Source organism: Arthrobacter sp. FW306-05-C (assembly GCF_021801725.1).
Lineage (GTDB): Bacteria > Actinomycetota > Actinomycetes > Actinomycetales > Micrococcaceae > Arthrobacter.
In genome coordinates this window covers 1,622,497-1,649,238 of the sequence record NZ_CP084556.1, presented here as the reverse complement: position 1 = coordinate 1,649,238, position 26,742 = coordinate 1,622,497, and the positions used below count along the sequence as shown (strand labels likewise).

Genomic DNA, 26,742 nt, shown 5'->3' with positions numbered 1-26,742 from the left:
AACAATGCGGACACGGACGGGAAATGCCGTATCCATAGGCTGTTAGCAGTTTCAAGCAATCCCCCGGCAGGTACGCGCAGCAGGGAAAACCCCGCGTTCTCCCTGCTTTTGGATTGCGCTGGATCATATGGCTTGCATGCCAGATATTTACATATGCGTTAGGAGCATAGATGTTCAAGACTGCGGACGAAGTCCTCAAGTTCATCAAGGACGAAGATGTAAAGTTCGTCGATATTCGCTTCACCGACCTCCCGGGCGTCCAGCAGCACTTCAACGTCCCCGCCAAGAGCGTCGACGCGGACTTCTTCGTCAACGGTCAGCTCTTCGACGGTTCCTCCATTCGCGGCTTCCAGGGCATCGCCGAATCTGACATGCAGCTGATCCCGGACGTCACCACCGCGTTCCTGGACACCTTCCGCATGGAGAAGACCCTCGCGCTGAACTTCTCGATCGTCAACCCGCGCACCGGAGACCCCTACCACCGCGACCCCCGCGGCGTGGCTGAGAAGGCTGAGGCCTACCTGGCCTCCACCGGCATCGCCGACACCGCGTTCTTCGCTCCCGAAGCCGAGTTCTTCGTGTTCGACAACGTCCAGTACCAGTCCTCGCCCCAGGGCAGCTTCTACAAGATCGACTCCGAGGAAGCCCACTGGAACACGGGCCGCGAGGAAGAGGGCGGCAACCTGGGCTACAAGACCCCCGTCAAGGGCGGCTACTTCCCGGTCTCCCCCACTGACAAGCAGGCTGACCTGCGCGACGCCATGTGTGTTGCCCTGGACGAAGCCGGCCTCGAGGTCGAGCGCAGCCACCACGAAGTTGGATCCGCCGGCCAGGCCGAGATCAACTACAAGTTCACCACCCTGACCCACGCTGCGGATGACCTGCAGAAGTTCAAGTACGTCATCAAGAACACCGCTGACGCCTGGGGCAAGTCCGTCACCTTCATGCCCAAGCCGGTCTTCGGCGACAACGGCTCCGGCATGCACTGCCACCAGTCGCTGTGGAACGGTGGCGAGCCGCTGTTCTACGACGAGAAGGGCTACGCCGGCCTATCCGACACCGCCCGCTGGTACATCGGTGGCCTGCTCAAGCACGCTTCCGCCGTCCTGGCCTTCACCAACCCGACGGTGAACTCCTACCGCCGCCTGGTCAAGGGCTTCGAAGCTCCGGTCAACATGGTCTACTCGCAGGGCAACCGCTCCGCCGGTATCCGTATCCCCATCACGGGTTCCAACCCGAAGGCCAAGCGCATCGAATTCCGCGCGCCGGACCCCTCCTCCAACCCGTACCTGGCGTTCGCTGCCCAGCTGATGGCCGGAATCGACGGCATCCGCAACCGCATCGAGCCGCCCGCTCCGATCGACAAGGACCTCTACGAGCTGCCCGCCGAGGAAGCCAAGGACATCCCCAAGGCTCCGGGTTCGCTTGAGGAAGCACTCGAGGCACTGCGCGAGGACAACGAGTTCCTGCAGGCCGGCGGCGTCTTCACCCAGGACCTGATCGACACCTGGATCGAGTACAAGTACGAGAACGAGATCCGCCCGCTGTCCCTGCGCCCGAACCCCTACGAGTTCGAGCTCTACTACGGCGTCTAGTCTGCGGCCTGCCCCGCAGGACTGCTGAGACCGCGAAGGCGGCCACCGGTGCATCCGGTGGCCGCCTTCGTTGTGTCCGGCCGCCGTCGCGGCGAACAGAGGCGTTAAGGTGGGGGCCCGCCTCCAGACGTGCTGAGACCGGGAGCCGGACCCCCTGACGAATGCCCCCCGAGACGAAGACTTATCCAGCCTTCCCCCCAACAAGGTTGGAGAACACCGCCAATCCACATAATCGGGCAAACGCTTGCTGAGCGCAATGCCGGCACGGCGGGTTACGTCAAACGCGTTACTGCTGCGGGGTGGCGGGGAAGCTGTGGAACATGGTTCGCTGCGGTCCCGCCGTGCCGCCCAGGTACCGTCCTGCGTCGAGAAAGCCGGACCGGCGGTAAGCGGAAAGTCCCGCAGGGTTTTCCTCGTTGACGGAGAGTACGACGCCGGTCTCGCGGCTTTGGTCCCGAACGGTGAGTTTGCGGGCTGCCTCCACGGCCGCTGCCGCTGCCAGGGTCCCCAGCCCCTTGCCCTGGTGCCGCCGGTCGATGAGAAAGCCACGCAGCAGCCAGGCCGACTCGTCGTCAGGCCAGCCGGCAAGCCCCGCGGCCCCCGCCTGCAGCGTCAAGAGGCCGACAGCGGCACCCCCGGCCTCCACGACGTAGGGCCGGCGTGATTCTTCTGCCAGTCCTGCCAGGGCCATTCGCAGCGGGTCGCCCACGAAGCGGTCCTGGCCGGGCAGCAAGGACATGTCCGCGATGGCGCCGAGCTGGATGGCGCGGGCATCGGCGTCCAGGTCCCGCAGCGGGATGAGCCAGACCCAGTCAACGCCCATAGAAGACACGCTCGAAAACAGCCCGCGCCCGCCGGCTCACCCGCAGGTAATCCTCCTCCAGCGCGGCTGCATGCCCGGGCTCATACCCGCACCAGCGTGCCACGGCCTCCAGGTCACGGCGGGAGGAAGGAAGAAGGTCGGAGGCCTTTCCGCTCCAGATGACATTGGCGGACCGGATGCGGCTGGCAAGCCGCCAGGCATCCCCCAGCAGCCCGGCGTCGGCAGCATCCAGCAGGCCGAGGTCCGCAGCGGCGGCAAGGGCCTCCAGGGTGGACGTGGTCCGGAGCTCCGGATGCTTTCCGGCGTGCTGGAGCTGGATCAGCTGGACCAGCCACTCGACGTCGCTGAGGCCGCCGCGTCCCAGTTTGAGGTGCCGTGCGGGGTCGGCACCGCGCGGCAGCCGCTCAGACTCCACCCTTGCCTTGATGCGCCTGATCTCGCGTACGTCCTGCTCCGACACCGATTCCGGGTACCGGATTGGGTCGATGAGGGAGAGGAAGTCGGCGGCCAGGGTGTCGTCGCCTGCCATCGGCCGTGCGCGCAGCAGGGCCTGGGCTTCCCAGATGAGGGACCAGCGGCGGTAGTACTCCGCGAAGGAGTCCAGGGAGCGCACCATGGCCCCGTTCTTGCCCTCGGGCCGTAGGTCGGCGTCCATCTGGAGGACGCGTTCAGCCATGATAGCCGGCTTCAGCGGCTGGGTGAGCAGGCTGGACACCTTCGCCACGATGCGCGCGGCCTGTTCCTGGGCTTCGGCGTCGGAGAAGCCGGGAAGGGCACGGTGGACGTACATGACGTCGGCGTCCGATCCGTACCCGATCTCTCGGCCGCCCTGGCGGCCCATGGCCACCACCAGGACCGTGGTCTTGAGCGGCCCGCCGGCGGAGACGATGCCTTCCGCCACCCGCAGGGCTCCCAGGACAGCCGCCCGGTCCGTGTCCGCCAAAGCCCTGCCTACCTGGTCCTGGTCCAGGAGGCCAGCCGAATCAGCGATGGCGATGCGCAGGATTTCCCGCCGGCGGATCAGCCGGATGAGGCGCATGGCGCTTTCCGGGTCCGAGTGCCGGGACATCTTGGCGGTGATTTCCTGCCACTGCGCTTCGAAGCCCAGCGGCAGCAGGTCCTTGTCCTGTCCCAGCCATGCCACGGACTCCGGCGAGACCTCCAGGAGGTCTGCGATCAGCCGGGAATTTGAGAGCATGTGGCACAGGCGCTCTGCGGCGGCATTGGAATCGCGAAGCAGGCCGAGGTACCAGTGCGTGGTGCCCAGCGCCTCGCTGATGCGGCGGAAGGCAAGCAGCCCCGCATCGGGGTCCACGCCTTCGGCCAGCCAGTCGAGCAGGATGGGCAGGAGCTGGCGCTGCAGGGCGGCGCGGCGGCTCACGCCCGCTGTGAGCGCCTCGATATGCCGCATCGCTCCCTGCGGATCGCGGTATCCCAGGGCGGCAAGCCGGCCCTGCGCCGCCTCGGGGGTCAGCCTGGCGTCCTCAGTGCTGAGCTTGGCCGCCGAGTTCAGCAGTGGCCGGTAAAAGATGCGCTCGTGCAGTTCGCGCACCGAGCGCTTGGTGCGCTGCCACGCGGAAAGCAATGAGTCCGGGGTGGGCCGTTCGTTGGAGAACGGCCCCAGCACGGCCTTGGCCAGGGAGCGCAGCGCCGGCTCGGCCACGGGCATGAGGTGGGTGCGGCGCAGCTGGAACAGCTGGATGCGGTGTTCCAGCAGGCGCAGGTAGCGGTAGGCGTTGTCGAAGGCTGCGGCGTCGGAACGGCCGATGTAACCTCCGGCCGACAGCGCGGCGATCGCGGAGGTGGTGTCCCGCCGTCGTAATGACTCGTCTGCCTTGCCGTGCACCAGCTGGAGCAGCTGCACGGTGAATTCGACGTCGCGCAGGCCGCCGCGGCCCAGCTTGATCTGGCGCTGCTCCTCAGCGGCGGGAATGTGCTCGGTCACCCTGCGGCGCATCGCCTGGACGGACTCAACAAATCCCTCCCGGCCCGCGGAATTCCAGATCAGCGGCGCCACGGCATCCTCGTAGGCCCGGCCCAAAGCGGCATCGCCGGCGATGGCACGGGCCTTGAGCAGCGCCTGGAACTCCCAGCTTTCCGCCCATCTGGCGTAGTACGTTTCGTGGGATGCGAGGGTGCGCACCAGCGGCCCGGATTTTCCCTCGGGCCGAAGGTTGGCGTCCACCTCCCACAGGCCGGGTTCCCTGGCAACAGAGGAGATGGCGCGGGAGATGCCGCTGGCCAGGGCGGTGCCGATGGTGTTGGCGTGTGCGTCCTCCAGGCTGCCCGGGTCCACCACGTAGATGACGTCGACGTCGGAGATGTAGTTCAGTTCCCGGGCTCCGCACTTGCCCATCCCGATCACAGCCAGGCCGACATCGGCGACCTCGGCACGGCTGTGCTGCTCCGCCGCTTCGGCCCGGGAGACGGCCAGGGCGGCCTCGATGGCGGCCGCAGCCAGGTCCGCCAGCTCACCGCCCACCGACGGCAGGAAGTCCAGCGGGTCCGCGGCGCACAGGTCCTTGACGGCGAGGTCCACCAGGCCCCGGCGGTAGGCCGTGCGCAGGGCCGCGTAGGCCTCCACCCCTGTGGTGGCGGCAACGGGCCTGCCGGCGCGGGGATCTGCCCCGACGGACTGCAGGAGCGTGGCGCGCAGCCGGTCCGGGTCGGCCGGCAGCGGCTCTGGACTGGCCCGGACCCGGAAGGCCTCCAGGTGCTCCGGGTGCCGGATGAGGAACTCCCCCAGCGCCTCCGAGGCGCCGAGGACCCGGTACATGGGCTCGCTGGCCTCCGGCTCGGCGGCGGCCAGGTCGCGCAGCTGCGGATGCTTCTCGATCAGCCGGACCAGGGACTGCAGGGCAGTATCCGGGCTGGCCGCCAGCTGCAGCCCGGCAAAGAGCCTGTCCTGGTCCAGTCCCTCGAGTTCGCGCGCGGCCAGGAAGCGCTCGCCCTTTTCCAGGTCGCTGAATCCGGCCGCGATGAGGCGGCGCGCCAGGCTCACGCCCGGCACCTAGAGAATGCCGAGGTTGCGCTGCAGCTCGTAGGGCGTCACCTGCAGCCGGTAGTCCTGCCATTCGGCGCGCTTGTTGCGCAGGAAGTGCTCGTAAACCTGTTCACCCAGGATCTGCGGCATCAGCTCCGAGTCCTCCATGGAGCGGATGGCGTCGTGCAGGCTTGCCGGCAGCGGATCGTGGCCCATGGCGCGGCGTTCGGCCGAGCTCAGCGACCAGACGTCGTCCTCGGCAGCGGCCGGCAGGTCGTAACCTTCCTCGATCCCCTTGAGGCCGGCGCCCAGCAGGACGGCGTAGGCCAGGTAAGGGTTGGCGGCCGAATCGATGCCGCGGTACTCGATCCGGGCCGACTGGCCCTTGCCGGGCTTGTACAGCGGCACGCGGACCAGCGCGGAACGGTTGTTGTGGCCCCAGCTCAGGTAGCTGGGCGCCTCGCCGCCGCCCCACAGCCGCTTGTACGAGTTCACGAACTGGTTGGTGACGGCGGTGAACTCCGGGGCGTGCTTGAGAATGCCCGCGATGAACTGCCGCGCGGTCTTGGAGAGCTGGAACTCGGCGCCGGCCTCGAAGAAGGCGTTGCTGTCACCCTCGAACAGGGAGAAGTGCGTGTGCATGCCGGAACCGGGGTGGTCCGTGAACGGCTTGGGCATGAAGGTGGCGTAGGTGCCCTGCTGCAGCGCCACTTCCTTGATGACGGTGCGGAACGTCATGATGTTATCCGCGGTCTGGAGCGCATCGGCGTAGCGGAGGTCGATCTCGTTCTGGCCGGGGCCGGCCTCGTGGTGGCTGAACTCCACCGAGATGCCCACTGATTCCAGCATGGTCACGGCGGTGCGGCGGAAGTCCTGGGCCACGCCGCCCGGGACGTGGTCGAAGTACCCGCCTTCGTCAACCGGCACCGGAGCGCCGTTGGGGCCCGGCTCGTGCGACTTAAGCAGGTAGAACTCGATTTCCGGGTGGGTGTAGCAGGTGAAGCCCATGTCCGCGGCCTTGGCCAGGGTGCGCTTGAGCACGTTGCGCGGGTCCGCCGCGGAGGGTTCGCCGTCAGGGGTGAGGATGTCGCAGAACATCCGCGATGTCTGTTCGGTCTCGCCGCGCCACGGGAGGATCTGGAAAGTGGCGGGATCGGGCTGGGCCAGCATGTCCGATTCAAACACCCGGGCCAGGCCCTCGATGGAGGAGCCGTCGAAGCCCAACCCTTCCTCGAAGGCGCCTTCGACTTCTGCCGGCGCCAGCGCCACGGACTTCAGCGACCCCACGACGTCGGTGAACCACAGGCGTACGAACCGTACGTCGCGCTCTTCGATTGTGCGCAGGACAAACTCTTGCTGGCGGTCCATGATGGCCTCTTCTCCGGTCAACGTCCATGCTCCGGGCCCATGCAAGGGGAAAGCCGGCAGCAGTTCATCAACACTGTACTAATCATTCTGCGCCGATGCCGAAGCCTGCGCCGTGCGTAACACAGCATTAACCTTGCGACGCCTTGATCCTGCCTTTAGTCCACCCCGGGTCCCGCTCCCGGCACCAGTGCTGCCGGCAGCCGCCCCGCCCATGACACACATCACTGCTGGCGGGCCGGGGGGCGCGGTAGCTAGGACGGCCGGTATCGCATTACGCTCATCCCATGGCCTCCAACAGCTCCGACTCCAGCGCGTCCGCAGAAGTACCCGCCCCCTACGGCAGCGGCCCCGGCATGCCCGCCCCGGCCGAACGGAAGCCGGCGAAGGTCCGCGTCCACCACCTCCAGCAGGCCAAGCGCGACGGCACCAGGTTCGCCATGCTTACTGCGTACGAGCAGTACACCGCCGAGATTTTTGATTCCGCAGGCATCGAAGTGCTCCTCGTGGGAGACTCGGCCTCCAACAATGTCTTTGGCAACGAGACCAGCCTTCCGGTGACTGTGGACGAGCTGCTGCCCCTGTGCCGCGCCGTGGCACGGTCCGCCAAACGCGCGCTGGTGGTGGCGGACCTGCCCTTTGGCAGCTACGAGGTCAGCGCCGAACAGGCCGTGGCAAGTGGCGTGCGGTTCCTGAAGGAAGGCCTGGCGCACGCGGTCAAGATGGAGGGCGGGAAGTACTACGCACCGACAGTCCGGGCCATGGTGCAGGCGGGCATTCCCGTCATGGCGCACATCGGCTTCACCCCCCAAAGCGAGCACGCCCTGGGCGGGTACCGCGTGCAGGGCCGCGGCGACGACGCCCAGCGGCTCATTGAGGACGCCCGCGCCCTCGCTGACGCCGGAGCGTTCTGCGTGCTGATGGAAATGGTGCCGGCAGAGACGGCCGCAGCGGTCGATGCGGCCGTGGACGTCCCCACGGTGGGGATCGGCGCAGGCAACGCAACCACCGGGCAGGTCCTGGTTTGGCAGGACATGGCCGGGCTTCGGGGCGGCCGGATGGCCAAGTTCGTGAAGCAATACGCGGACCTGCGCAACACACTGTTCGACGCCGCCACCGCCTATGGCGACGACGTCCGGTCAGGCGAGTTCCCCGGCCCGGAACATTCCTTCTAGGCCGGCACTCACCCGTTTAGTCGTCGTCGCCCTTTTCCCAGGCCTCGTTGCGTGCCTTCACCTTCTCCAGCGCGTGTTCGGCTTCTGCCCGGGTCTTGTACGGCCCAATGAGCTGGCTCCAGTCCGACAGCCGGTCCTCTTCCACCTCGTGGGTTTTGATGTTGAACCAGTACTCAGTCATCGTTGCTCCTTGTTCCGGCGACAGGGGAAGCGCGAGGTGATCCACGTAACACAAACACTTACGCGTGCCTCCGCCGCTTGTCGGTTGTTAGGCGTTCTGCAGTGCCTTATATGATCAATCTATGCCTTCCCTTGCCTCGACTGCACCCATTGGCACCCTCACCCCGGGTACCTTGAGTCCGCAGCGTCCCGTCCCGGCGTCCATCCCCCGTCCGGAGTACGTCGGCAAGCCCGCGCCGGCCAAGTTCACCGGCTCCGAGGTCAAGTCGGCCGAGACCATCGAAAAGATCCGGATCGCCGGGAAGATCGCAGCGCAGGCCATCGTGGAAGTGGGCAAGCACATCCAGCCGGGTGTCACCACGGATGAGCTGGACAAAGTGGGCCACGAATTCCTGCTGGACCACCATGCCTACCCGTCCACCCTCGGCTACCGGGGCTTTCCCAAATCCCTGTGCTCCTCGCTGAACGAGGTCATTTGCCACGGCATTCCGGACAGCACGGTGGTCCAGGACGGCGACATCCTCAACATCGACATCACCGCGTTCATCAACGGCGTCCACGGCGACACCAACTACACCTTCCTGGTGGGTGACGTGGATGAGGAATCGCGGCTTCTGGTGGAGCGCACCCAGGAATCGCTGAACCGCGCCATCAAGGCGGTGGCGCCGGGCCGGGAGATCAACGTCATCGGCCGGACCATCCAGTCCTACGCCAAGCGCTTCGGCTACGGCGTGGTGCGTGACTTCACCGGACACGGAGTGGGCGAGGCATTCCACACCGGGCTGATCATCCCCCACTATGACGCCGCCCCCGCCTACAACGCGGTGATCGAAACCGGCATGGTGTTCACCATCGAACCGATGCTCACCCTGGGCACCGTGGAGTGGGACATGTGGAGTGACGACTGGACCGTTGTCACCCGGGACCGCAAGCGCACCGCCCAGTTCGAGCACACCCTGCTGGTCACCGAGACCGGTGCCGAGGTCCTCACCCTGCCGTAACCTGTCCCATGCCCCAGGGCATGGCTGCCGGTGCAGACCGGACAACTGTTTTGGGCCCAGCCGGCCCCTTTTCCTGCCCGCCCCTGTCAAGAACGGAATCCCATTGGCCAACAAGGACGAGAAGTCGCACAAGAACGCACCGCTGATCGGCATCGACATCGGTGGTACGGGCATCAAGGGCGGCATTGTCGACCTGAAGAAGGGCAAGCTCCTAGGCGAACGCTTCCGCGTGCCCACTCCCCAGCCTGCCACCCCGGAGGCGGTCGCGGAGGCCGTGGCCCTGGTGGTGGCCGAACTCTCAGCACGCCCTGAGGCCCCGGAGGCGGGCTCCCCCGTCGGTGTGACCTTCCCCGGGATCATCCAGCACGGCGTGGTCCACTCCGCTGCCAACGTGGACAAGAGCTGGCTGGATACGGACATCGACGCCCTCCTCACCGCCCGGCTGGGCCGCCCCGTGGAGGTCATCAACGACGCCGACGCAGCCGGCCTGGCCGAAGCCCGTTACGGTGCGGGCGCCGGGGTGTCCGGCACCGTCCTGGTGATCACCCTTGGCACCGGCATCGGTTCCGCGTTCATCTTCGACGGAAAACTCGTGCCCAACGCGGAGCTGGGCCACCTGGAAGTTGACGGCTTCGACGCCGAATCCAAGGCGTCCGCCGTGGCACGTGAACGGGACGGGCTGTCGTGGGACGAGTACAGCGTCCTGCTGCAGCGCTACTTCTCGCACGTGGAGTTCCTGTTCTCGCCGGAACTGTTCATCGTGGGCGGCGGCATCTCCAAGCGTGCCGACGAGTACCTTCCCAACCTCAAGCTGCGCACGCCGATTGTTCCGGCCGTCCTGCGCAACGAGGCAGGGATCGTGGGGGCTGCGCTGGAAATCGCGCTGCAGCACAAACTGGCGAAATAGGAGTGGTGCCGGTGGCGGCTGCGGCTTCCCCTCCGCTGCCGCCACCGGAGTCTAGAGGGGGCTCTTCTCGGAGCTCTTGGCGCCGGCCGCGCCCTTGGCGTCTTCCTCGGCCTCGTGGCGCAGCAGGGCAATAGCCGTTTCAAAATCCTCGAGGGACTCGAACGCCTGGTAGACGCTGGCGAAGCGCAGGTAGGCCACCTTGTCCAGCTTCTGCAGCGGTCCGAGGATCACCAGCCCAACCTCGTGCGCGTCGATCTCGGCGGCACCGGAGGCGCGGATTTGCTCTTCCACTTCCTGCGCCAGCATGGCGAGGTCGTCCTCGCTGACGGGGCGGCCCTGGCAGGCCTTGCGGACACCGTTGATCACCTTGCTGCGGCTGAAGGGTTCGCCCACGCCGGACCGCTTGATGACAGACAGGCTGGTGGTTTCCACGGTGGTGAACCGGCGGCCGCATTCGGGGCACTGGCGGCGCCGGCGGATGGCCGAGCCGTCATCGGCCATGCGGCTGTCCACAACACGGGAATCGGGGTTGCGGCAGAACGGGCAGTACATGGCGTTCCCCCTTTTCGGTTGTGGTGTGCAACGTCAGTGAAAGCCAACAGCACCGCCGGGGGGCGATGCCGTGGCAACTTTCAGTTTACGGGCAGATGTGGGGTAATAACAATCCTGTAATTACTACATGTAGTGGTGTCAGCCGAGGCCGGGAAAACGGGCCGTGACGGCGTCGCCGTGGGCAGGCAGGTCCTCGGCCCGGGACAGGCTCACAATGTGCCCGCTGACCTCGGCGAGGGCTTCCCGGCTGTAGTTGATTACCTGGATGGCGCGCAGGAAAGTGGTGACGTTCAGCCCGGAAGAGAAGGCTGCGGTACCGCTGGTGGGCAGCACGTGGTTGGAGCCCGCACAGTAGTCACCCAGGCTGACAGGGCTGTAATCGCCCACGAAAATAGCCCCGGCATTGCGGATCCGCGCAGCCACGGCAGCCGCGTCCCGGGTCATGATTTCCAGGTGCTCGGCGGCGTAGGCGTCACAGGCGGCGATCCCCTGCTCCAGGCCGTCCACCAGCACGATGCCGGACTGCGGGCCGGACAGCGCCTCCTGCACCCTGGCCGAATGCTTGGTGGCGGCGGTCTGGAGCGCCAGTTCCGCCCGCACCGCCGCAGCCAGCTCCTCGGAATCGGTAATGAGGACCGATGCCGCATTGGGGTCATGCTCGGCCTGGCTGAGCAGGTCCGCGGCAACCAGCGCCGGCTGGGCCGAGTCATCGGCCAGGATGGCGATTTCCGTGGTTCCCGCCTCGGAATCGATGCCCACGACGCCCTTGACGAGTCGCTTCGCGGTGGCCACGAAGATGTTGCCGGGCCCGGTCACCACATCCACGGGTTCCAGAGCCGGACCTGCTCCGGTGGCTTCGACGCCGTAAGCGAAGGCGGCGATGGCTTGGGCACCGCCGATGGCATAGACCTCGGTAATGCCCAGCAGCGCCGCCGCCGCCAGGATGGTGGGGTGCGGAAGTCCCCCGAACTCCTTCTGCGGGGGCGAGGCCAGGGCAATGGATTCCACGCCCGCCGCCAGTGCGGGCACCACGTTCATGATCACCGAGGATGGGTATACGGCAAGGCCACCGGGAACGTACAGTCCCACGCGGGCCACGGGCACCCAGTTCTGGCTCACCACGGCGCCGTCGCCCAGTTCAACGTCCACATTGCGCGGACGCTGCCCGTCGGCGAACTTCCGCGCCCGGCTGATGGATTCCTCCAGGGCAGCCCTGACGGCCGGGTCCAGCTGGTCGAGGGCCTCGGCGATAGCCTCGCGGGGTACCAGCGGGTGGTGCTGCGCCACGCCGTCGAACCTCTCGGCAAGCTCGGCCAGGGCAGCAAAACCGCGCTGCCGGACTGCGGAGATGATCTGCAGGACCTTGTCCTCGGCGTCCGCCACGGTCTGGCCCTTGGCGCGGGGAACAGCCGCGCGCAGGGCCGCGAGGGTGAGGTTGCGGCCCCGGAGATCGATGGTGCGGAAGTCGACGGCGGCAGTCACGGGGGCGGGAAAGTCCGGGGAAGTGGTCACCCGTCTATTTTACGGGGCTGATGGTGCCGCCGGTTCCGGGACCGCCGGTTTGGGGCTTCCTGCCCGCCGCGCCCACCAGTTCCAGGACGAAGACCGACACGGCCGTGGCAGCCGGCCACAGCAGCAGCACCGGCCACGCCCGCAGCGAGAAGGCAATGCTCGCGTTGGCGGAGGCATCCACTGCCGGGCCCCACAGCCGGGCTGCCAGGATGCCTGTCCCCCAGGCGACCAGGCTGCCCGCCGCCGCTCCGACCAGGCCGGCCAACAGCGCCGCCTGCGGGTCACGGCGCTTGCCATCTGCCAGGAACACGGCCAGCAGGCAGCCTGCCAGCACCAGGATGCCGGCGAGGGTGAGGTCGCGCGGCAGCCAAACCAGGGGTGCGGTGCCGGAGGCCAGCGCAGGATCGCGCGTAATCAGGTTCAACCCGCCCGGGGCCAGGAGCCACCAGAGGAGGCCGGCCGGAATTCCGGCCGCTGCCGGGACCAGGAACAGGGACCATGGCAGCGGCCGCCCGGCAGGGCCGGCGAAGTTTGTCATGCAACACACCTTAACAAAGGTTCCTGCAACGCCATCCTGCATGCTGACGGCGCCGCCGGTTTTCCCGCCATGACCGCTGGCCAATACGCTTGGAGGAAGAGTTAAGCCCCCTAGTCCAGGAGTTTCGGTGACAGAGAAAAGCGAGCCGTTCGAGCAGACCTTCAGGGAGATGTTCCGCCGGCACGCTGCGGGCGTCGCGATCATCACGGTGAACTACCAGGACGAGCCCTACGGTTTTACTGCCACCTCCGTGGCATCGCTGTCCGCCAAGCCGCCGCGCTTCACCTTCAACATGGCCCGCAGTTCCAGGTCCTGGCCAGCGGTGGCCAACACGCAGTATCTGGGCGTGCACATGCTCGGGCTGGAGAACCAGGAGCTGGCGGCACGCTTCGCCCGCCCGGGCAACCGGTTCGAAGGCAACCACTGGGAGGCCGGCCCGCACGGGGTGCCCATCCTGAAGGATGTCGCCGGGTGGCTGATCGGCGAGGTGCAGATGCGGCTGTCCTTCGAGAACAACGCCGTGGTGGTGGTCCAGGTGGTGGACGGCCAGGTAGGCGGCGAAGGGTCCCCCCTGCTGTACCACGGCGGCGCCTATGGGCAGCCGGTGCCGCTCGATTACGAAATCTAGCCCCGGCTGGACCGACCCACAACAAAAGACGCGGACGACGGCGGGAGGTGCCTCCCGCCGTCGTCCGCGTCTTTTTCAGGCGTTCAGGTCTTTCAGGCGTCCAGTGTCTCAGGCATCCAGGCAGGCCGGGCCCAGCAGGACCTTCAGGTCGCCGAACAGCGACGGGCTGGGGTTGACCCGGAGGTGGACGGGCAGGCCCATGATTTCCGTGCGCGTGTCGCCTTGCAGGTGCAGCCTGACCTCCGAGTTGCCCCGGTGGGTGCGCAGCACGTCGCCCAACTCGGTGACCACGGCTTCCGTCGCCTTGTGGGTCGGCATGGTGATCACCAGGGGCCCGTGCAGCCCCTCACTGAGGTCCGGCACGGACAGCTCCATGCAGTTCAAGGTGATGGCGCCGTCGTCGCGTTTTTGCAGCCGGCCCTTGACCACCACAATCAGGTCCTCGGCAAGCACGGATGCGATCGGTCCGTAGACCTGGCCAAAGAACATGACCTCGATTGAACCGCCCAGGTCCTCCACCTCGGCCCGCGCGTAAGCGTTGCCGCTGGCTTTGGCGATACGCCGGCTCAGGGAGGTGATCATGCCTGCGATGGTGATGATGGCGCCGTCCTGCGGTCCGTCCTCACCCAGGATGGTGGTGATGCTCATTTCGGCATGCTGGCTGAGGAGCCCCTCGAGGCCCTGCAGCGGGTGGTCCGACACATACAGGCCCAGCATGTCCCGTTCGAAGGAGAGCTTGTCCTTTTTCTCCCACTCGGGCAGGTCCGGGATCTCGATGCTCAGCGAAGCCTCCGATTCGGCCTCCTCGAAACCGGCGAAGAGGTCGAACTGGCCGATGGCCTCGTTGCGCTTCAGGGTGATGACGGAATCGATGGCTTCTTCATGGATCATCGCCAGCGCGCGGCGGTGGTGGCCCAGCGAGTCGAAGGCCCCGGACTTGATCAGGGATTCGATGGTCCTTTTGTTGCAGACCACCGCCGGGACCTTCATCAGGTAGTCCTTGAAGGAGGTGTAGGCGCCTTCGCTCTCGCGTGCGCTGACCATGGCCTCGACGGCGTTCGCACCCACGTTGCGGATGGCGCCCATGCCGAAGCGGATGTCGTTGCCCACCGGGGTGAAGTTCAGGGCGGACTCGTTGACGTCCGGCGGGAGCACCGTGATGCCCATGCGGCGGCACTCGTTCAGGTAGATGGCGGACTTGTCCTTGTCATCGCCCACGGACGTGAGCAGCGCCGCCATGTACTCGGGCGCATAGTGCGCCTTCAGGTATGCCGTCCAGTAGGAGATCACGCCGTACGCTGCCGAGTGGGCCTTGTTGAAGGCGTAGTCGGAGAACGGGAGCAGGATGTCCCACAGGGTCTTGACGGCCTCCATGGAGTAGCCGTTGTCCTGCATGCCCTGGGAGAAGCCGGCGAACTGCTTGTCCAGTTCCGACTTCTTCTTCTTGCCCATGGCGCGCCGGAGGATGTCTGCCTGGCCCAGCGAGTAGCCGGCCAGTTTCTGCGCCACGGCCATCACCTGCTCCTGGTACACGATCAGGCCGTACGTTCCGCCGAGGATCTCCTTGAGCGGTTCCTCCAGCTCAGGGTGGATGGGGATGACTTCCTGGATCCCGTTTTTGCGCAGCGCGTAGTCGGTGTGGGCATTGGCTCCCATGGGGCCCGGCCGGTAGAGCGCCAGCACGGCGGAAATGTCTTCGAAGTTGTCAGGCTTCATCAGCTTCAGCAGCGACCGCATGGGCCCGCCGTCGAGCTGGAACACCCCCAAGGTGTCGCCGCGGGCCAGGAGCTCGTACGACGCCGCGTCATCGAGTTCCAGGTTCTCGAGGTCCAGGTCGATCCCCCGGTTCATCTTGATGTTCTCGAGGGCGTCGGAAATGATCGTCAGGTTCCGCAGGCCCAGGAAGTCCATCTTGATCAGGCCAAGGCCCTCGGACGTCGGGTAGTCGAACTGGGTGATCACCTGGCCGTCCTGGAAACGGCGCATGATGGGGATGACGTCGATGATGGGGTCCGAGGACATGATCACGCCGGCGGCGTGCACGCCCCACTGGCGCTTCAGGCCTTCAATGCCCAACGCCGTCTCAAAGACTTTGGCAGCCTCGGGGTCGGTGGCAATCAGTTGCCGGAAGTCCCCCGCTTCGCTGTAGCGCTTGGCCTCCGGGTTCTGGATGTCCGCCAGCGGAATGTCCTTGGCCATGACGGCCGGCGGCAGTGCCTTGGTGAGCTGCTCGCCCATGCTGAAGGGGTAGCCCAGCACGCGGGAGGAGTCCTTGAGGGCCTGCTTGGTCTTGATGGTGCCGTACGTGACGATCATCGCCACACGCTCGTCACCGTATTTGCGGGTCACGTAGTCGATGACCTCCGAGCGGCGCCGGTCATCGAAGTCGACGTCGAAGTCGGGCATGGAGACGCGGTCCGGGTTCAGGAACCGTTCGAAGATCAGGCCGTGGCGCAGGGGGTCCAGGTCCGTAATGCGCATCGCGTACGCCACCATGGAGCCTGCACCGGAGCCACGCCCCGGACCTACGCGGATGCCGTTGTTCTTGGCCCAGTTGATGAAGTCTGCAACCACCAGGAAGTAGCCCGGGAAGCCCATGGAGGTGATGACGCCGAGTTCGTAGTCCGCCTGCTTGCGGACCTCGTCCGGGACACCCCCCGGGTAACGGTACTGCAGGCCCTTGTCCACTTCCTTGACCAGCCAGGAGGTCTCGTCCTCGCCGGGCGGGCAGGGGAACCGCGGCATGAAGTTGGCGTCGGTGTTGAACGACACCTCGCAGCGCTCGGCGATCAGCAGGGTGTTGTCGCAGGCATCGGGGTGGTCGCGGAACAGCTCGCGCATCTCGCGCGGGGACTTGAGGTAGTAGCCGCTGCCGGAGAAGGCGAAGCGGGACCCGCCGTTGTCATAAGTGGGTTCCAGCAGCGTGGAGCCCGACTGAATGGCCAACAGGGCCTCATGGGCCTTGGCGTCGTGCTCGTGCGTGTAGTGGAGGTCGTTCGTTGCCACCAGGGGCAGGTTCAGGTCCTTGGCGAGCCGCAACAGGTCGCCGGTGACCCGCCGTTCAATGTCCAGCCCGTGGTCCATCAGCTCGCAGAAGTAGTTCTCCGCGCCGAAGATGTCCCGGAACTCGGCAGCGGCCTCCAGTGCTTCGCGGTACTGGCCCAACCGGAGCCGGGTCTGGACCTCGCCGGACGGGCAGCCCGTGGTGGCGATGAGGCCCTCGGAGTAGGTGTTCAGCAGTTCCCGGTCCAGCCGCGGCCACTTGCCGAATACTGAGTCCAGGGAGGCGATGGATGAGGCGCGGAAGAGGTTGCGCATACCCACGTTGTTGTAGCTCAGGAGCGTCATGTGGGTGTAGGAGCCACCGCCGGAGACGTCGTCCTTGCGCTGGGATTCATCGCCCCAGCGCACGCGTTCCTTGTCCGTCCGGGCGGTCCCGGGCGTCACATAGGCTTCGACGCCGATGATCGGCTTGATGCCCTTGGCATTGGCCTTCTGCCAAAAGTCGAAGGCACCGAACAGGTACCCGTGGTCTGTTGTGGCGAGGGCCGGCATGCCGAGCCGCTCGGTTTCGTCGAACAGCTCCCCCAGGCGGGCAGCTCCATCCAGCATGGAATATTCGGTGTGGGTGTGCAGATGGACGAACGAATCATTGCTGGAACTCACCGGACTATTCTAAGCGCTGCCCCGGCCCTGCCAGGGCCAGGCACGGTGTGTCAGGCGTTGCCGGATTCCAGAACGTCCAGGGCGTAGGCCAGGTCCTGTGGATAGTCGCTGGCGACAGTGACCCGCTCGCCCGTCACCGGGTGCTCGAAGGACAGTTCACGGGCATGCAGCCACTGCCGGGTGAGTCCCAGGTTCGCAGCCAGCCGGGGGTCGGCGCCGTATGTCAGGTCACCCGCGCAGGGGTGGCGGAGCGCGGAAAAGTGGACCCGGATCTGGTGCGTGCGCCCGGTTTCGAGGTGGACTTCCACCAGGCTCGCCTTGCCGAATGCCTCCAGGACCTCGTAATGGGTCACGGAGGCGCGGCCGTCCTCGATGACGGCGAAGCGCCAGTCGTGCCCGGGGTGGCGGCCGATGGGGGCATCGATGGTGCCGGTCAGGGGGTCGGGCAGGCCCTGCACCACTGCGTGGTACACCTTGTCCACGGTGCGCTCCTTGAAGGCCCGTTTGAGGGCGGTGTACGCCCGCTCTGACTTGGCCACCACCATCACACCCGAGGTCCCGACGTCGAGCCGGTGGACGATGCCGGCACGCTCGGGAGCGCCAGAGGTGGAGATACGGTAACCGGCAGCGGCAAGCCCGCCCACGACGGTGGGGCCCACCCAGCCTGGCGAGGGGTGGGCTGCCACGCCGACAGGCTTGTCGACGACGACGAAATCGTCATCGTCGAGCAGTATTTTCAGGCCTTCCACAGCTTCCTCCACGACTTCCAGCGGGTCCCGACGTTCGGGGACGGTGACGTCGAGAACCTCCCCCGCCACGAGTTTTGCCGACTTTGCCAACGCCTTGCCCTTGTTCAGCACGTGGCCTTCCGCCAGCAGGGACGCGGCAACGGAACGGGACACGCCGAGTATGCCGGCCAGTCCGGCGTCGGCCCGTGTTCCGCCAAACTCTTCGGCGACGACGATGCGCTCACTCATGGTCGGGCTTGTCCTTGTGTCCGGTCCCGAGCCGCGTTCCGTCGAGGGCAATCCCCCGCAGGGTGAGGATGCAGATGATGGCTACGGCGGACACCACGGCGGAGTCGGCGATGTTGAAGATGGCGAAGTTGGGAAGCTGGATGAAGTCCACCACGTGTCCCATGCCAAATGACGGCTCACGGAAAAGCCGGTCGGTGAGGTTGCCCAGGGCGCCGCCAAGCAGCAGGCCCAATGCGAGCGACCACCAGGCCGAGCCCAGCCGGCGGACCTGGAACAGGATGGCGATGGCGACACCGGCCATGATGATGGAAAACACCCAGGTGACGTTCTCGCCAATGGAAAACGCCGCACCTGAATTGCGGATGAAATACCAGTGGAGCAGTGGTGGCAGCACCGGGATCCGCTCGCCCTCCACCATGGTGGAGGTTACCCAGAGTTTGGTTAGCTGGTCCAGGACATAGGCGAAAACCGCGAAGCCGGCAAACAGGGACAGCAGGACTGCCCGGCGGGGGCGGGGCGAGGGAGGGACAGGGCGTGCCGCGCCTGCGGCAATTTCGTCAGTCATGGTGCTTTCAAATTTGGGGGGAACTGGGCGTCAATGCCAAAAGCCGGCGGCCGAGGAATCCCCAGCCACCGGCTTTCAGAATACGTGCTGCCAGGCTTAGTTCGCTTCGCTGACTTCCGGCGTCGCAACGGAGCCACGGGCATCCAGGTCGCGGAGCTGGCCTTCGATGTAGGCCTTCAGGCGTGAACGGTAATCGCGTTCGAAGCCGCGGAGCTGTTCCACCTTGCGTTCCAGGACCGAGCGCTGCTGCTCGAGTGCGCCGAGGATCTTGCGGGACTTTTCCTGGGCGTCGTTGACGAGGCTGCTTGCTTCGATCTGCGCCTCGGCGATGATCTTGTCCTTCTGCGCCTGTCCGTCGGCGACGTGGCGGTCGTGCATCTGCTGTGCCATGGCAAGCAGGCCGGCGGCGGACTCGGCGGAAGTGGAGACAGCAGCTGCGGGCGCGGCCGGTGCGGCGGCAGCCGGTGCAGCGGGCTGGACGTCCTTCTTCTTGGCTTCGGCGGCCTTGGCTTCTGCTTCTGCCTTCTCGCGGGCCTCGTCCTTGTCGGCCTTGACCGGCGCGGGGACCTTCTCCACCACTGGTGCGGCAGCGGAGCTGGCCGGCACGCTGGAACCGGCTTCGGCGAGCTTCTTGCGGAGCTCGTCGTTTTCCTGGTTCAGGCGGCGGAGTTCGACGACGATTTCGTCCAGGAAGTCGTCAACCTCGTCCTGGTCATAGCCCTCGCGGAACTTGGTGGGCTGAAAGCGCTTGTTGACAACGTCTTCTGGCGTCAAAGCCATCTGGTCACCTCACTGGTCTGGTTAGTCAGTAGGCCTTCCGGCCGTCAAAACTACGGTACCTAAATTTGGTCTGCTTACTCTAATTCAACACTGCAGTGTCAAACCGGAGGTTTCTTCGCTTTACAGTAGCCGCTCAGAAGCGGAACAACCTGCATTGCGGGTCTAATTGCCGGCTCAGGCCAGGCTCCTGGTGACGCTCATCGCAATGCTGACGCCAATGAACAGGATCAGGAAGCCCAGGTCCAGCGAAATACCGCCGAGCCGGAGCGGCGGAATGAGCCGCCGCAGCCCCTTGAGCGGAGGATCCGTGATGGAGTACACGGCGTGGGCCACCACCAGGGCCGCGCCACGTGGACGCCATTCCCTCGCGAACATCTGCACCCAGTCGAACACCAGGCGGATGATGAGGGCAACAAAGAACAGCAGCAGGGCGAGATAGAGAAGTCCGAAAACAATTCCCATGACTTATTTCATATCTCCATATTCGTGCGGCACGTCCATGATGGGCGCCGCTGTTGTACTGCCGGTGTCTTCTCTATTTCAGCACAGATGCCAGACAGGTGTCCCTGCCTGGCATCTGACGAGGCCTGATGTTCAGCTCTGGTTGAAGAAACTGGCCTGCGTATCGCTGGCCTTCTTGTCGTCACCGATCACTTCGACATACGAGGGTGAGAGCAGGAACACCTTGTTGGTCACCCGCTCGATGCTGCCCCGGAGGCCAAAGACGAGACCGGCGGAGAAGTCCACCAGGCGCTTGGCGTCAGCCTCACCCATGTCCGTGACATTCATGATCACCGGAATGCCGTCCCGGAAGCTTTCACCGATGAGCTTGGCATCGTTGTAGGAGCGCGGGTGGATGGTCGTGATCTGGCGCAGACCGGTATTCTCTTCGCGGCTTGAGGCCGCACGCTTAATAGGGGTCACAGGGGCGCGGTATTCCTCTTCAGGGGCGTAGGACGCCTCGCGGCTGACTTCGCGGACCGGTGCCGGGGCACGGCGTTCCTCGCGGTCAACTTCCATGGGTTCGTCCTCATCCTTACGTGTGGTCTGTTGCTCGGGCTCGTAATGCTCATCGCCATCGGCGAGCCCAAGATAGATCATTGTCTTGCGCAGAGCGCCGGCCATGGTCGACTCCTAATCCTGTCCCGTAAGCGGGCCGCCCAATGACTTGACAGCACTGAAGTCCCCCGCCCATCACTTCCAATAGCTCCGACGCTACCCCACGGCAGGACGGGAACCGAGAATATCGGAACCGATTCGCAGGTGTGTCGCCCCGAACTTGATGGCTGCTTCGAGATCCTGGCTCATGCCTGCGGAAATGGCGGTTGCAGCGGGGTAAGCCGCCACGAGCCGGGCGGAGATCCCGGCAAGCTTTTCGAACGCCGGCTCCGCCGGGACCCCCAGCGGAGCAACCGCCATCACGCCGGCGAGGTTCAGGCCCGCAGAACGGGTGATTCCTTCTGCCAGGACCGGCACATCGGCGGGTGCTGCCCCGCCGCGGTGCGTGCCGTCGTCGTCCGCTGGATCTTCGAGGTTGACCTGGATGAAGCAGTCCAGCGGGGCGCGGCCGCTGGACTCCATCTCATTCCGCACGGCTTTTGCCAACGCATCCACGAGCTGCGGCCGGTCCACCGAGTGGACAGCGGAGGCATAGCGTGCCACGGACTTGGCCTTCTTGGTCTGCAGCTGGCCAACGAAATGCCAAGTGAGGGCGAGGTCGGCAAGTTCCAGCGCCTTGGCGGCGGCTTCCTGGTCGCGGTTCTCACCGACATCCTTGATTCCCAAGGCTGCAAGCCGCCGGATGTCCTGCGCAGGGTGGAACTTGGTGACCACGATCAGGGCGGGCAGCCGGTTGCTGCGGCCCGCACTTTCAGCCGCCGTGGCGATCCGGGAGCGTACCGCGGCAAGCCGCTGGGCAAGTTCTTCGGTACGCGCGTCTTCACCCTGGCCCTGCCCGGGAGCCGACAGATCAGTCATGGCACCAGACCAGTCCGGCAAAACGGCCTGTGTTCCGGTCCCGGCGGTACGAATAGAGCGTTTCAGTCTCAAGGGTGCAGTCCCCTGCGTATTCCACGTCCACGCCAACGGACTCAAGCTGGCTCCTAGCGCCGGCAGGGAGGTCAAGGGCTGGTGTACCCCAGGACGTAGTGCTCCAGGTCGCGGGAACCATGTTTGCCACGCCATCGCGCAGGGCGGCTGGAACTTCGTAGCAGGACCCGCAGATTGACGGCCCCAGCCAAGCGCGGATCCGGGTAGCGCCAAGAGACTCCATGCTCTCCACCGCGGCGTGCAGGATACCGTTCGCGACGCCGGGGCGGCCTGCATGCACTGCGGCAAGGACCGGACCGTTCCCGGACTCCCCCGCCAGCAGCACCGGGATGCAGTCCGCCACCATGACCGCCAGGGGCAGGCCGCGGGACACCATGGCGTCGGCCTCAGGGGCCGGTGACTCCGCGTCCATCAGCACAACCGTGGTGCCGTGCACTTGGTTCATGAAGCGCAGCGACTGCGGTCCCACACCGATGGACTGCTCCAGGCGTGCTCGGCGCCCCTGGACCCTGGCGGGATCGTCCCCCACGTGCAGGGCCAGGTTTCCTGCATCCACATTAGTGAATGCGGCCGACACCCCGGGCAGGATGTCGGCACGCCAATGGAACAAGCCGCCGCCTACTTCAGGAAGTCGGGGACATCCAGGTCATCCGGGTGGTTGCCGGTAAGGTCCGGCTCCACCACGGAAGGCAGGTCGACGTCGAAGCCCGAATCGGCAGGGACGGCAGAGGGACGCTGCTGGCCCCAGTTGCTGAGTCCCGCAGCGCCGATACCGGCGTGGAGCGGCTGGACGTTCTGCTGGTGGTTTCCGTTGCCCTGGTGGTTTCCGTTTTGCGGGTGGGCCGAGGCCGGAGCGGCTGCAGGGGCAGCGGGCCGCTGCGGGGCGGCCTGCGGCTGGGACTGGTCCATGGAGGGCGAGGTGGCCTTGACGTCGTCGAACCCGGCCGCGATCACTGTCACGCGCGCTTCATCGCCAAGGGCGTCATCGATGACGGCGCCAAAGATGATGTTGGCTTCGGGGTGGGCCACTTCCTGGACCAGCCGCGCGGCCTCGTTGATTTCGAACAGGCCAAGGTCGGAGCCGCCCTGGATGGACAGCAGCACGCCGTGGGCGCCGTCGATGGATGCCTCCAGCAGCGGCGAGGCGATGGCCAGTTCAGCAGCCTTGACGGCGCGGTCTTCGCCCCTGGCGGAGCCAATGCCCATGAGGGCTGAGCCAGCGCCCTGCATGACGGACTTAACGTCCGCGAAGTCGAGGTTGATCAGGCCCGGCGTGGTGATGAGGTCCGTGATGCCCTGGACGCCGGAAAGCAGCACCTGGTCAGCGGAGCGGAACGCGTCAAGGACGGACACGTTGCGGTCGCTGATGGAGAGCAGGCGGTCGTTGGGGATCACGATCAGGGTGTCCACTTCGTCGCGCAGGGCATCGATGCCCGCCTCCGCAGAACCGGCACGGCGGCGGCCCTCGAAAGTGAAGGGGCGCGTCACCACACCGATGGTCAGGGCACCAAGCGAGCGGGCGATGCGGGCAACGACAGGGGCGCCGCCGGTGCCCGTGCCGCCACCCTCGCCAGCGGTAACGAAGACCATGTCCGCGCCGCGGAGGACTTCCTCGATTTCGCCCGCGTGGTCCTCGGCGGCCTGCTTGCCCACCTCGGGGTTGGCGCCGGCGCCCAGGCCGCGGGTCAGCTCGCGTCCGACGTCGAGCTTCACGTCCGCGTCGCTCATCAGCAGGGCCTGGGCGTCGGTGTTGATGGCGATGAATTCAACACCCCTGAGGCCGACCTCGATCATGCGGTTGACTGCGTTCACGCCACCGCCGCCGATGCCGACGACTTTGATGACGGCCAAGTAATTCTGCGGAGCTGCCACGTTACGTGTCCCTTGTTCGTGTCTTATTGCGAAAACTGATGGAGAGCTTGAAGCCTGCAACCTTAACCTTCGAGTTGAAGGTTATAGTTATGTCAAGTAACTCTTGTCTGTGACGGTATTTCCTCTGGTGCACACATTCAATAACCGGCTCCGCGTGTCGGATTAATACCGGGAAAGAAAGCGCTCAGCGCGTCACGGGGTGCCGGGGCACACTGACGTCGTAGACCTTGACGGGATTCTTGGGATCTGCCGGAGCCTTGAGGAGCGCGGCCAGGACCTTGGCCTTGAGTTCCTTCTCCGAGGCGTTGCCCCACACGATGGTCTGGCCGTCCACGAGCTTGAGTTCGACGGCATCCACGGACTGCGCGGACGCATTGGACAGCTTGGCCAGCACATCGGCAGGCAGCGCACCCAGGACTGCCGCGGTGGCGCGGAACAGGTCCTGCCCGATCGCCCCGGCGCCGCCGTCGATCACGGGCAGGGACGCTGACGCCGGATCGTCGGTGGTGCCCAATCGCACGCCGTCGACGTCCACCAACTGGTACTGCTCCCCCTGTTTGACCAGGGCCACCGGTACCCGCTCGTGCACGGCGACGGCAAGGGTGGATGGCGGGCGCGCCTCGACGGAGACGGATTTCACCTGGATCAGGGAGCCGAGCAGCCCGCGCACATCATCGTCGCTGATCTGCGGCAGGGGCTTGCCGCGGAGGGGCTCCAGCGCCGCCTGCACCTGCTCCGGGGTGACCAGGCGGGTGCCGGAGACTGAGACGGTCTTCAGGGCCAGGACAGGTGAGTAGATTGCGGCGGCCAGCAGTGCGGCCACCAGCGCAATCACGGTTCCGACGGCGAGCAGGACTTTCTTCCGCCGCCGCCGGCCCTTTGGCTCCGGAAATGCCAGGACGGTTGCCCCGGCAGGTTTCTGCTCCTGCGCCGGCTTCTGCGCGGGTTTTTGCGTCGCCTGGTCCGGTATGCTGCGCGACGCGGTGATCACATCCCCGCCGGCGCCGCCGGGCACCTCTTCCGGCCCGCTGTCCCCCGGCCGGGGCGCGGGGCGGCTGTTCCGTTTAGGCGGGGCGTAGGTGGGGCGGCGGGAGCTAGGCATGGAGTGCCTCCACGATTCGGGGCCCGTAGGCAGTGACGTCTCCTGCGCCGACGGTGAGGACGACGTCCCCTTCACCTGCCGCTGCGGCAAGCGTCTCCACCGCCTCATCGGCGCTGACCAGCCGGCCGCCCTGGGTGAGGTGGTCGGCAATGAGCTGGCTGGTGACCCCGGGAATGGGGTCTTCCCTGGCGGGGTAGATATCGAGGACCAGGGCGGTGTCGGCCAGGTTGAGGGCCGCGGCAAACTCTGCCGCGAACTCGCGGGTGCGTGAAAACAGGTGTGGCTGGAAAAGGACATGGACCTTGTTGCCGCCCGCCACCGAACGGGCTGCGGTCAGGGCCGCACGGACTTCGGTGGGGTGGTGGGCATAGTCGTCAAAGACCCGCACCCCACGCGCCGTGCCCTTGAGCTCGAAGCGCCGGGACGCGCCGGCGAAGTGGGCCAGGCCCTCGGCCGCGGCTGCCGGGTCCACGCCGAGTTCAAGGGCCACGGCAAAGGCGGCCGCGGCGTTCAGGGCGTTGTGGCGGCCCGGAACCTGCAGCGACAGGCCGTAGCGTGCACCGCCTGTTGCCACCGCAACCTGGCCCGGGCCGCCGTCGTCCAACCTGACGTCCGCCGTCTCGCCGGTGCCGTACAGGACCACCCGGGTGTTGCCCCGCTCCCTGGTCCGTTCGGCCAGGGCCAGCGCTCCCGGATCGTCCGCGCAGGCTACCAGCAGGCCGTCCGACGGCAGCAGCTCAGTGAACCGGTCGAACGACTGGTAGACGGCTTCCGCGGTGCCGTAGTAGTCGAGGTGGTCAGGCTCAACGTTGGTGACGACGGCGATGCGGGGCCGGTAGTTCAGGAAGGAGCCGTCCGATTCGTCTGCCTCGGCGACGAAAATTCCTGAGGTCCCGTGGGCTGCGTTGACCCCAAGCGCGGGAATATTGGCTCCCACGGCGAAGCTGGGATCCAGGCCGGCTGCCCGCAGCAGGACGGTGATCATCGACGTCGTGGTGGACTTGCCGTGCGTTCCGGCCACGGTCACCACGACGTCATCGCCCATGGTGGCCGCCAAGGCCTGCGAACGGTGCAGCACCGGCAGCCCTGCGACCCGTGCCGCCGCCAGTTCAGGATTGTCTTCCCGGATTGCCGATCCGGCCACGACGGTCTGCGCGTCGCCCAGGTTTCCGGCTGCGTAACCTACCGCGATGCGTGCCCCGGCCGCAGCGAGGTCTGCCATGACCGGCAGATCCTTGGCATCGGAGCCGCTGACGGGGACACCGCGGGCCACCATGATGCGGGCCACGGCGGACATGCCTACTCCCCCGATGCCAATGAAGTGCACCTTTCCAAGGGAGTCCAGGCCGGGCAGGTTGTGGGGGCTCATGCTGATACCGCTTCCAGGACAAGACCAGCCATTCGCTGGTCGGCGTTTCGGATGCCGAGCCGGTAGGACTTGGCTTCCATGGCGGCGAGCCGTGCTTTATCAGTGATCAGCGGGATCAGCTCGCGCTTGACCCATGCAGCCGTGAAGTCGCGGTCTGGCACCAGCAGCGCGCCGCCGGCGGCCACCAGGCCCTTTGCGTTCAGCGCCTGTTCCCCGTTGCCGATGGGCAGGGGCACCAGGACTGCCGGGACCCCTACCGCTGCGACCTCGGACACCGTGGCCGCCCCGGACCTTGCCAGCAGCAGGTCGGCGGCAGCATAGGCAAGTTCCATTCCGTCGATGTACTCCATCTGCCGGTACCCCTTGGCCGTGAGGGGCCGGCCGGCCTGGTCCAGGACAGTTTTGCCCCGGCCGGTGATGTGCAGGGTCTGGACGCCCGCTTCGGCAAGCGGGCCGACCGCCGCTGCGATGGTCCGGTTGATGCTTTGCGCGCCTGACGAACCGCCGGTGACGATCAAGGTGGGCTGTTGGGGATCAAGCCCCAGCGCCTCCCGCGCGGCAGTACGGGCGGTCTTCCGGTCAAGGCTGGAAATCTCCCTGCGCATAGGCATGCCAACATGCGCGGCGTTGCGGAGCGGTGTGCCCTCAAAGGCCACTGCCACCCGTCCGCCCAGGAAGGCTCCCACCCTGTTGGCCAGTCCGGGGCGCGCGTTCGCCTCGTGGATCACGATGGGTGTGCCGCGCTTCCGCGCCGCCAGGTACATCGGGGTGCAGACATATCCGCCCACGCCCACCAGTACGTCGGCCTGCGCCCGGTCGAGGATGGCTCCGGCCTGGCGTACGGCGCCGGCCAGCCTGCCGGGCAGCCGGAGCAGGTCCGCGGACGGCTTCCGCGGAAAAGGTACGCGGTCAATTGTGGCGAGGTCCACGCCTGCGGCGGGAACCAGCCGGGTTTCCATGCCCGCGGGCGTCCCCACGGCCAGGATGGCGGCATCGGGAGCATCGCTGCGGATGGCGGCGGCGATGGCGAGCAGCGGGCTGATATGGCCGGCTGTTCCGCCGCCCGCCAGGACGATGGAGGGTTTTGTCGAAGTCATCTGGGG

At 66.4% G+C, this 26,742-nt stretch carries 24 protein-coding genes; 5 read left to right on the top strand and 19 right to left on the bottom strand.

Annotated features, from left to right (window positions below; all coding sequences use genetic code 11):
• The first annotated feature begins 170 nt into the window (after nucleotides 1-170).
• Nucleotides 171-1,595 carry a type I glutamate--ammonia ligase gene (gene glnA, locus LFT44_RS07595; RefSeq protein ID WP_142134301.1) on the top strand — a complete coding sequence of 475 codons (1,425 nt, stop codon included), beginning with the start codon at nucleotides 171-173 and terminating at the stop codon, nucleotides 1,593-1,595.
• Between the two features lie 286 nt (nucleotides 1,596-1,881).
• On the opposite strand, the gene LFT44_RS07590 is transcribed toward glnA (LFT44_RS07595), so the two are convergent.
• Genes LFT44_RS07590 through glnA (LFT44_RS07580) form a run of 3 tightly spaced genes read right to left on the bottom strand, consistent with a single transcriptional unit; the run spans nucleotide 1,882 to nucleotide 6,769 of the window.
• Complete coding sequence (locus LFT44_RS07590; RefSeq protein ID WP_236802041.1) at nucleotides 1,882-2,418, bottom strand: GNAT family N-acetyltransferase; 537 nt, start codon at nucleotides 2,416-2,418, stop codon at nucleotides 1,882-1,884.
• The gene (locus tag LFT44_RS07585) at nucleotides 2,408-5,419 is read right to left on the bottom strand and encodes a bifunctional [glutamine synthetase] adenylyltransferase/[glutamine synthetase]-adenylyl-L-tyrosine phosphorylase (RefSeq protein ID WP_236802040.1); all 3,012 of its coding nucleotides are present in this window, start codon (nucleotides 5,417-5,419) and stop codon (nucleotides 2,408-2,410) included. Before LFT44_RS07585 ends, LFT44_RS07590 begins: the two co-directional genes overlap by 11 nt.
• 9 nt (nucleotides 5,420-5,428) lie before the next feature.
• Nucleotides 5,429-6,769, bottom strand: coding sequence for a type I glutamate--ammonia ligase (gene glnA, locus LFT44_RS07580; RefSeq protein WP_141160830.1), 1,341 nt, complete (start codon nucleotides 6,767-6,769; stop codon nucleotides 5,429-5,431).
• A 284-nt stretch (nucleotides 6,770-7,053) separates the two neighbouring features.
• Here glnA (LFT44_RS07580) and panB point away from each other — a divergent pair, with 284 nt between their 5' ends.
• Nucleotides 7,054-7,941: a 3-methyl-2-oxobutanoate hydroxymethyltransferase gene (panB, locus tag LFT44_RS07575; RefSeq protein WP_236802039.1), complete on the top strand. Its 888-nt coding sequence runs from the start codon at nucleotides 7,054-7,056 to the stop codon at nucleotides 7,939-7,941.
• Between the two features lie 16 nt (nucleotides 7,942-7,957).
• Here panB and LFT44_RS07570 read toward each other — a convergent pair whose 3' ends face one another.
• The gene (locus tag LFT44_RS07570) at nucleotides 7,958-8,122 is read right to left on the bottom strand and encodes an SPOR domain-containing protein (protein WP_110544584.1); all 165 of its coding nucleotides are present in this window, start codon (nucleotides 8,120-8,122) and stop codon (nucleotides 7,958-7,960) included.
• 121 nt (nucleotides 8,123-8,243) lie between these two features.
• On the opposite strand from LFT44_RS07570, the gene map reads away from it, so the two are divergent.
• Nucleotides 8,244-9,122 (top strand): type I methionyl aminopeptidase, encoded by an 879-nt coding sequence (map, locus tag LFT44_RS07565; RefSeq protein WP_236802038.1) that lies wholly within the window; start codon nucleotides 8,244-8,246, stop codon nucleotides 9,120-9,122.
• 103 nt (nucleotides 9,123-9,225) lie between these two features.
• Complete coding sequence (gene ppgK, locus LFT44_RS07560) at nucleotides 9,226-10,029, top strand: polyphosphate--glucose phosphotransferase (protein WP_236802037.1); 804 nt, start codon at nucleotides 9,226-9,228, stop codon at nucleotides 10,027-10,029.
• 51 nt (nucleotides 10,030-10,080) lie between these two features.
• Here ppgK and nrdR read toward each other — a convergent pair whose 3' ends face one another.
• The 3 genes from nrdR to LFT44_RS07545 form a co-directional block, all read right to left on the bottom strand.
• Nucleotides 10,081-10,581 carry a transcriptional regulator NrdR gene (gene nrdR, locus LFT44_RS07555; RefSeq protein ID WP_236802036.1) on the bottom strand — a complete coding sequence of 167 codons (501 nt, stop codon included), beginning with the start codon at nucleotides 10,579-10,581 and terminating at the stop codon, nucleotides 10,081-10,083.
• Nucleotides 10,582-10,719: 138 nt separating this feature from the next.
• On the bottom strand, nucleotides 10,720-12,093 hold the full coding sequence (gene hisD, locus LFT44_RS07550) for a histidinol dehydrogenase (protein ID WP_236802035.1): 1,374 nt from the start codon (nucleotides 12,091-12,093) through the stop codon (nucleotides 10,720-10,722).
• 4 nt (nucleotides 12,094-12,097) lie between these two features.
• Nucleotides 12,098-12,631, bottom strand: coding sequence for a hypothetical protein (locus tag LFT44_RS07545; RefSeq protein WP_236802034.1), 534 nt, complete (start codon nucleotides 12,629-12,631; stop codon nucleotides 12,098-12,100).
• A 127-nt stretch (nucleotides 12,632-12,758) separates the two neighbouring features.
• Here LFT44_RS07545 and LFT44_RS07540 point away from each other — a divergent pair, with 127 nt between their 5' ends.
• Nucleotides 12,759-13,259 carry a flavin reductase family protein gene (locus tag LFT44_RS07540; protein WP_236802033.1) on the top strand — a complete coding sequence of 167 codons (501 nt, stop codon included), beginning with the start codon at nucleotides 12,759-12,761 and terminating at the stop codon, nucleotides 13,257-13,259.
• A gap of 108 nt (nucleotides 13,260-13,367) precedes the next feature.
• On the opposite strand, the gene dnaE is transcribed toward LFT44_RS07540, so the two are convergent.
• The 12 genes from dnaE to murG all read right to left on the bottom strand — a co-directional run bounded on the left by dnaE (nucleotide 13,368) and on the right by murG (nucleotide 26,736).
• Nucleotides 13,368-16,925 (bottom strand): DNA polymerase III subunit alpha, encoded by a 3,558-nt coding sequence (dnaE, locus tag LFT44_RS07535; protein ID WP_236802032.1) that lies wholly within the window; start codon nucleotides 16,923-16,925, stop codon nucleotides 13,368-13,370.
• 50 nt (nucleotides 16,926-16,975) lie between these two features.
• The gene (locus LFT44_RS07530) at nucleotides 16,976-17,902 is read right to left on the bottom strand and encodes an RluA family pseudouridine synthase (protein ID WP_236802031.1); all 927 of its coding nucleotides are present in this window, start codon (nucleotides 17,900-17,902) and stop codon (nucleotides 16,976-16,978) included.
• Nucleotides 17,895-18,467: a signal peptidase II gene (gene lspA / locus LFT44_RS07525; RefSeq protein WP_236802030.1), complete on the bottom strand. Its 573-nt coding sequence runs from the start codon at nucleotides 18,465-18,467 to the stop codon at nucleotides 17,895-17,897. The genes LFT44_RS07530 and lspA overlap by 8 nt, the downstream gene beginning before the upstream one ends.
• 96 nt (nucleotides 18,468-18,563) lie before the next feature.
• Complete coding sequence (locus LFT44_RS07520) at nucleotides 18,564-19,247, bottom strand: DivIVA domain-containing protein (RefSeq protein ID WP_236802029.1); 684 nt, start codon at nucleotides 19,245-19,247, stop codon at nucleotides 18,564-18,566.
• Nucleotides 19,248-19,421: 174 nt separating this feature from the next.
• Complete coding sequence (locus LFT44_RS07515; protein ID WP_142134322.1) at nucleotides 19,422-19,709, bottom strand: YggT family protein; 288 nt, start codon at nucleotides 19,707-19,709, stop codon at nucleotides 19,422-19,424.
• A 132-nt stretch (nucleotides 19,710-19,841) separates the two neighbouring features.
• Nucleotides 19,842-20,372 (bottom strand): cell division protein SepF, encoded by a 531-nt coding sequence (locus LFT44_RS07510; protein ID WP_141160844.1) that lies wholly within the window; start codon nucleotides 20,370-20,372, stop codon nucleotides 19,842-19,844.
• 90 nt (nucleotides 20,373-20,462) lie between these two features.
• On the bottom strand, nucleotides 20,463-21,224 hold the full coding sequence (locus tag LFT44_RS07505) for a YggS family pyridoxal phosphate-dependent enzyme (protein WP_236802028.1): 762 nt from the start codon (nucleotides 21,222-21,224) through the stop codon (nucleotides 20,463-20,465).
• Nucleotides 21,217-21,906 carry a polyphenol oxidase family protein gene (locus LFT44_RS07500; protein WP_236802027.1) on the bottom strand — a complete coding sequence of 230 codons (690 nt, stop codon included), beginning with the start codon at nucleotides 21,904-21,906 and terminating at the stop codon, nucleotides 21,217-21,219. Before LFT44_RS07500 ends, LFT44_RS07505 begins: the two co-directional genes overlap by 8 nt.
• A gap of 8 nt (nucleotides 21,907-21,914) precedes the next feature.
• On the bottom strand, nucleotides 21,915-23,168 hold the full coding sequence (gene ftsZ / locus LFT44_RS07495) for a cell division protein FtsZ (protein ID WP_236802026.1): 1,254 nt from the start codon (nucleotides 23,166-23,168) through the stop codon (nucleotides 21,915-21,917).
• A 184-nt stretch (nucleotides 23,169-23,352) separates the two neighbouring features.
• Nucleotides 23,353-24,270, bottom strand: coding sequence for a cell division protein FtsQ/DivIB (locus LFT44_RS07490; protein WP_236802025.1), 918 nt, complete (start codon nucleotides 24,268-24,270; stop codon nucleotides 23,353-23,355).
• Nucleotides 24,263-25,639 carry a UDP-N-acetylmuramate--L-alanine ligase gene (gene murC, locus LFT44_RS07485; protein WP_236802024.1) on the bottom strand — a complete coding sequence of 459 codons (1,377 nt, stop codon included), beginning with the start codon at nucleotides 25,637-25,639 and terminating at the stop codon, nucleotides 24,263-24,265. Before murC ends, LFT44_RS07490 begins: the two co-directional genes overlap by 8 nt.
• Nucleotides 25,636-26,736 (bottom strand): undecaprenyldiphospho-muramoylpentapeptide beta-N-acetylglucosaminyltransferase, encoded by a 1,101-nt coding sequence (murG, locus tag LFT44_RS07480; RefSeq protein WP_236802023.1) that lies wholly within the window; start codon nucleotides 26,734-26,736, stop codon nucleotides 25,636-25,638. Before murG ends, murC begins: the two co-directional genes overlap by 4 nt.
• Between the last annotated feature and the right edge of the window lie 6 nt (nucleotides 26,737-26,742).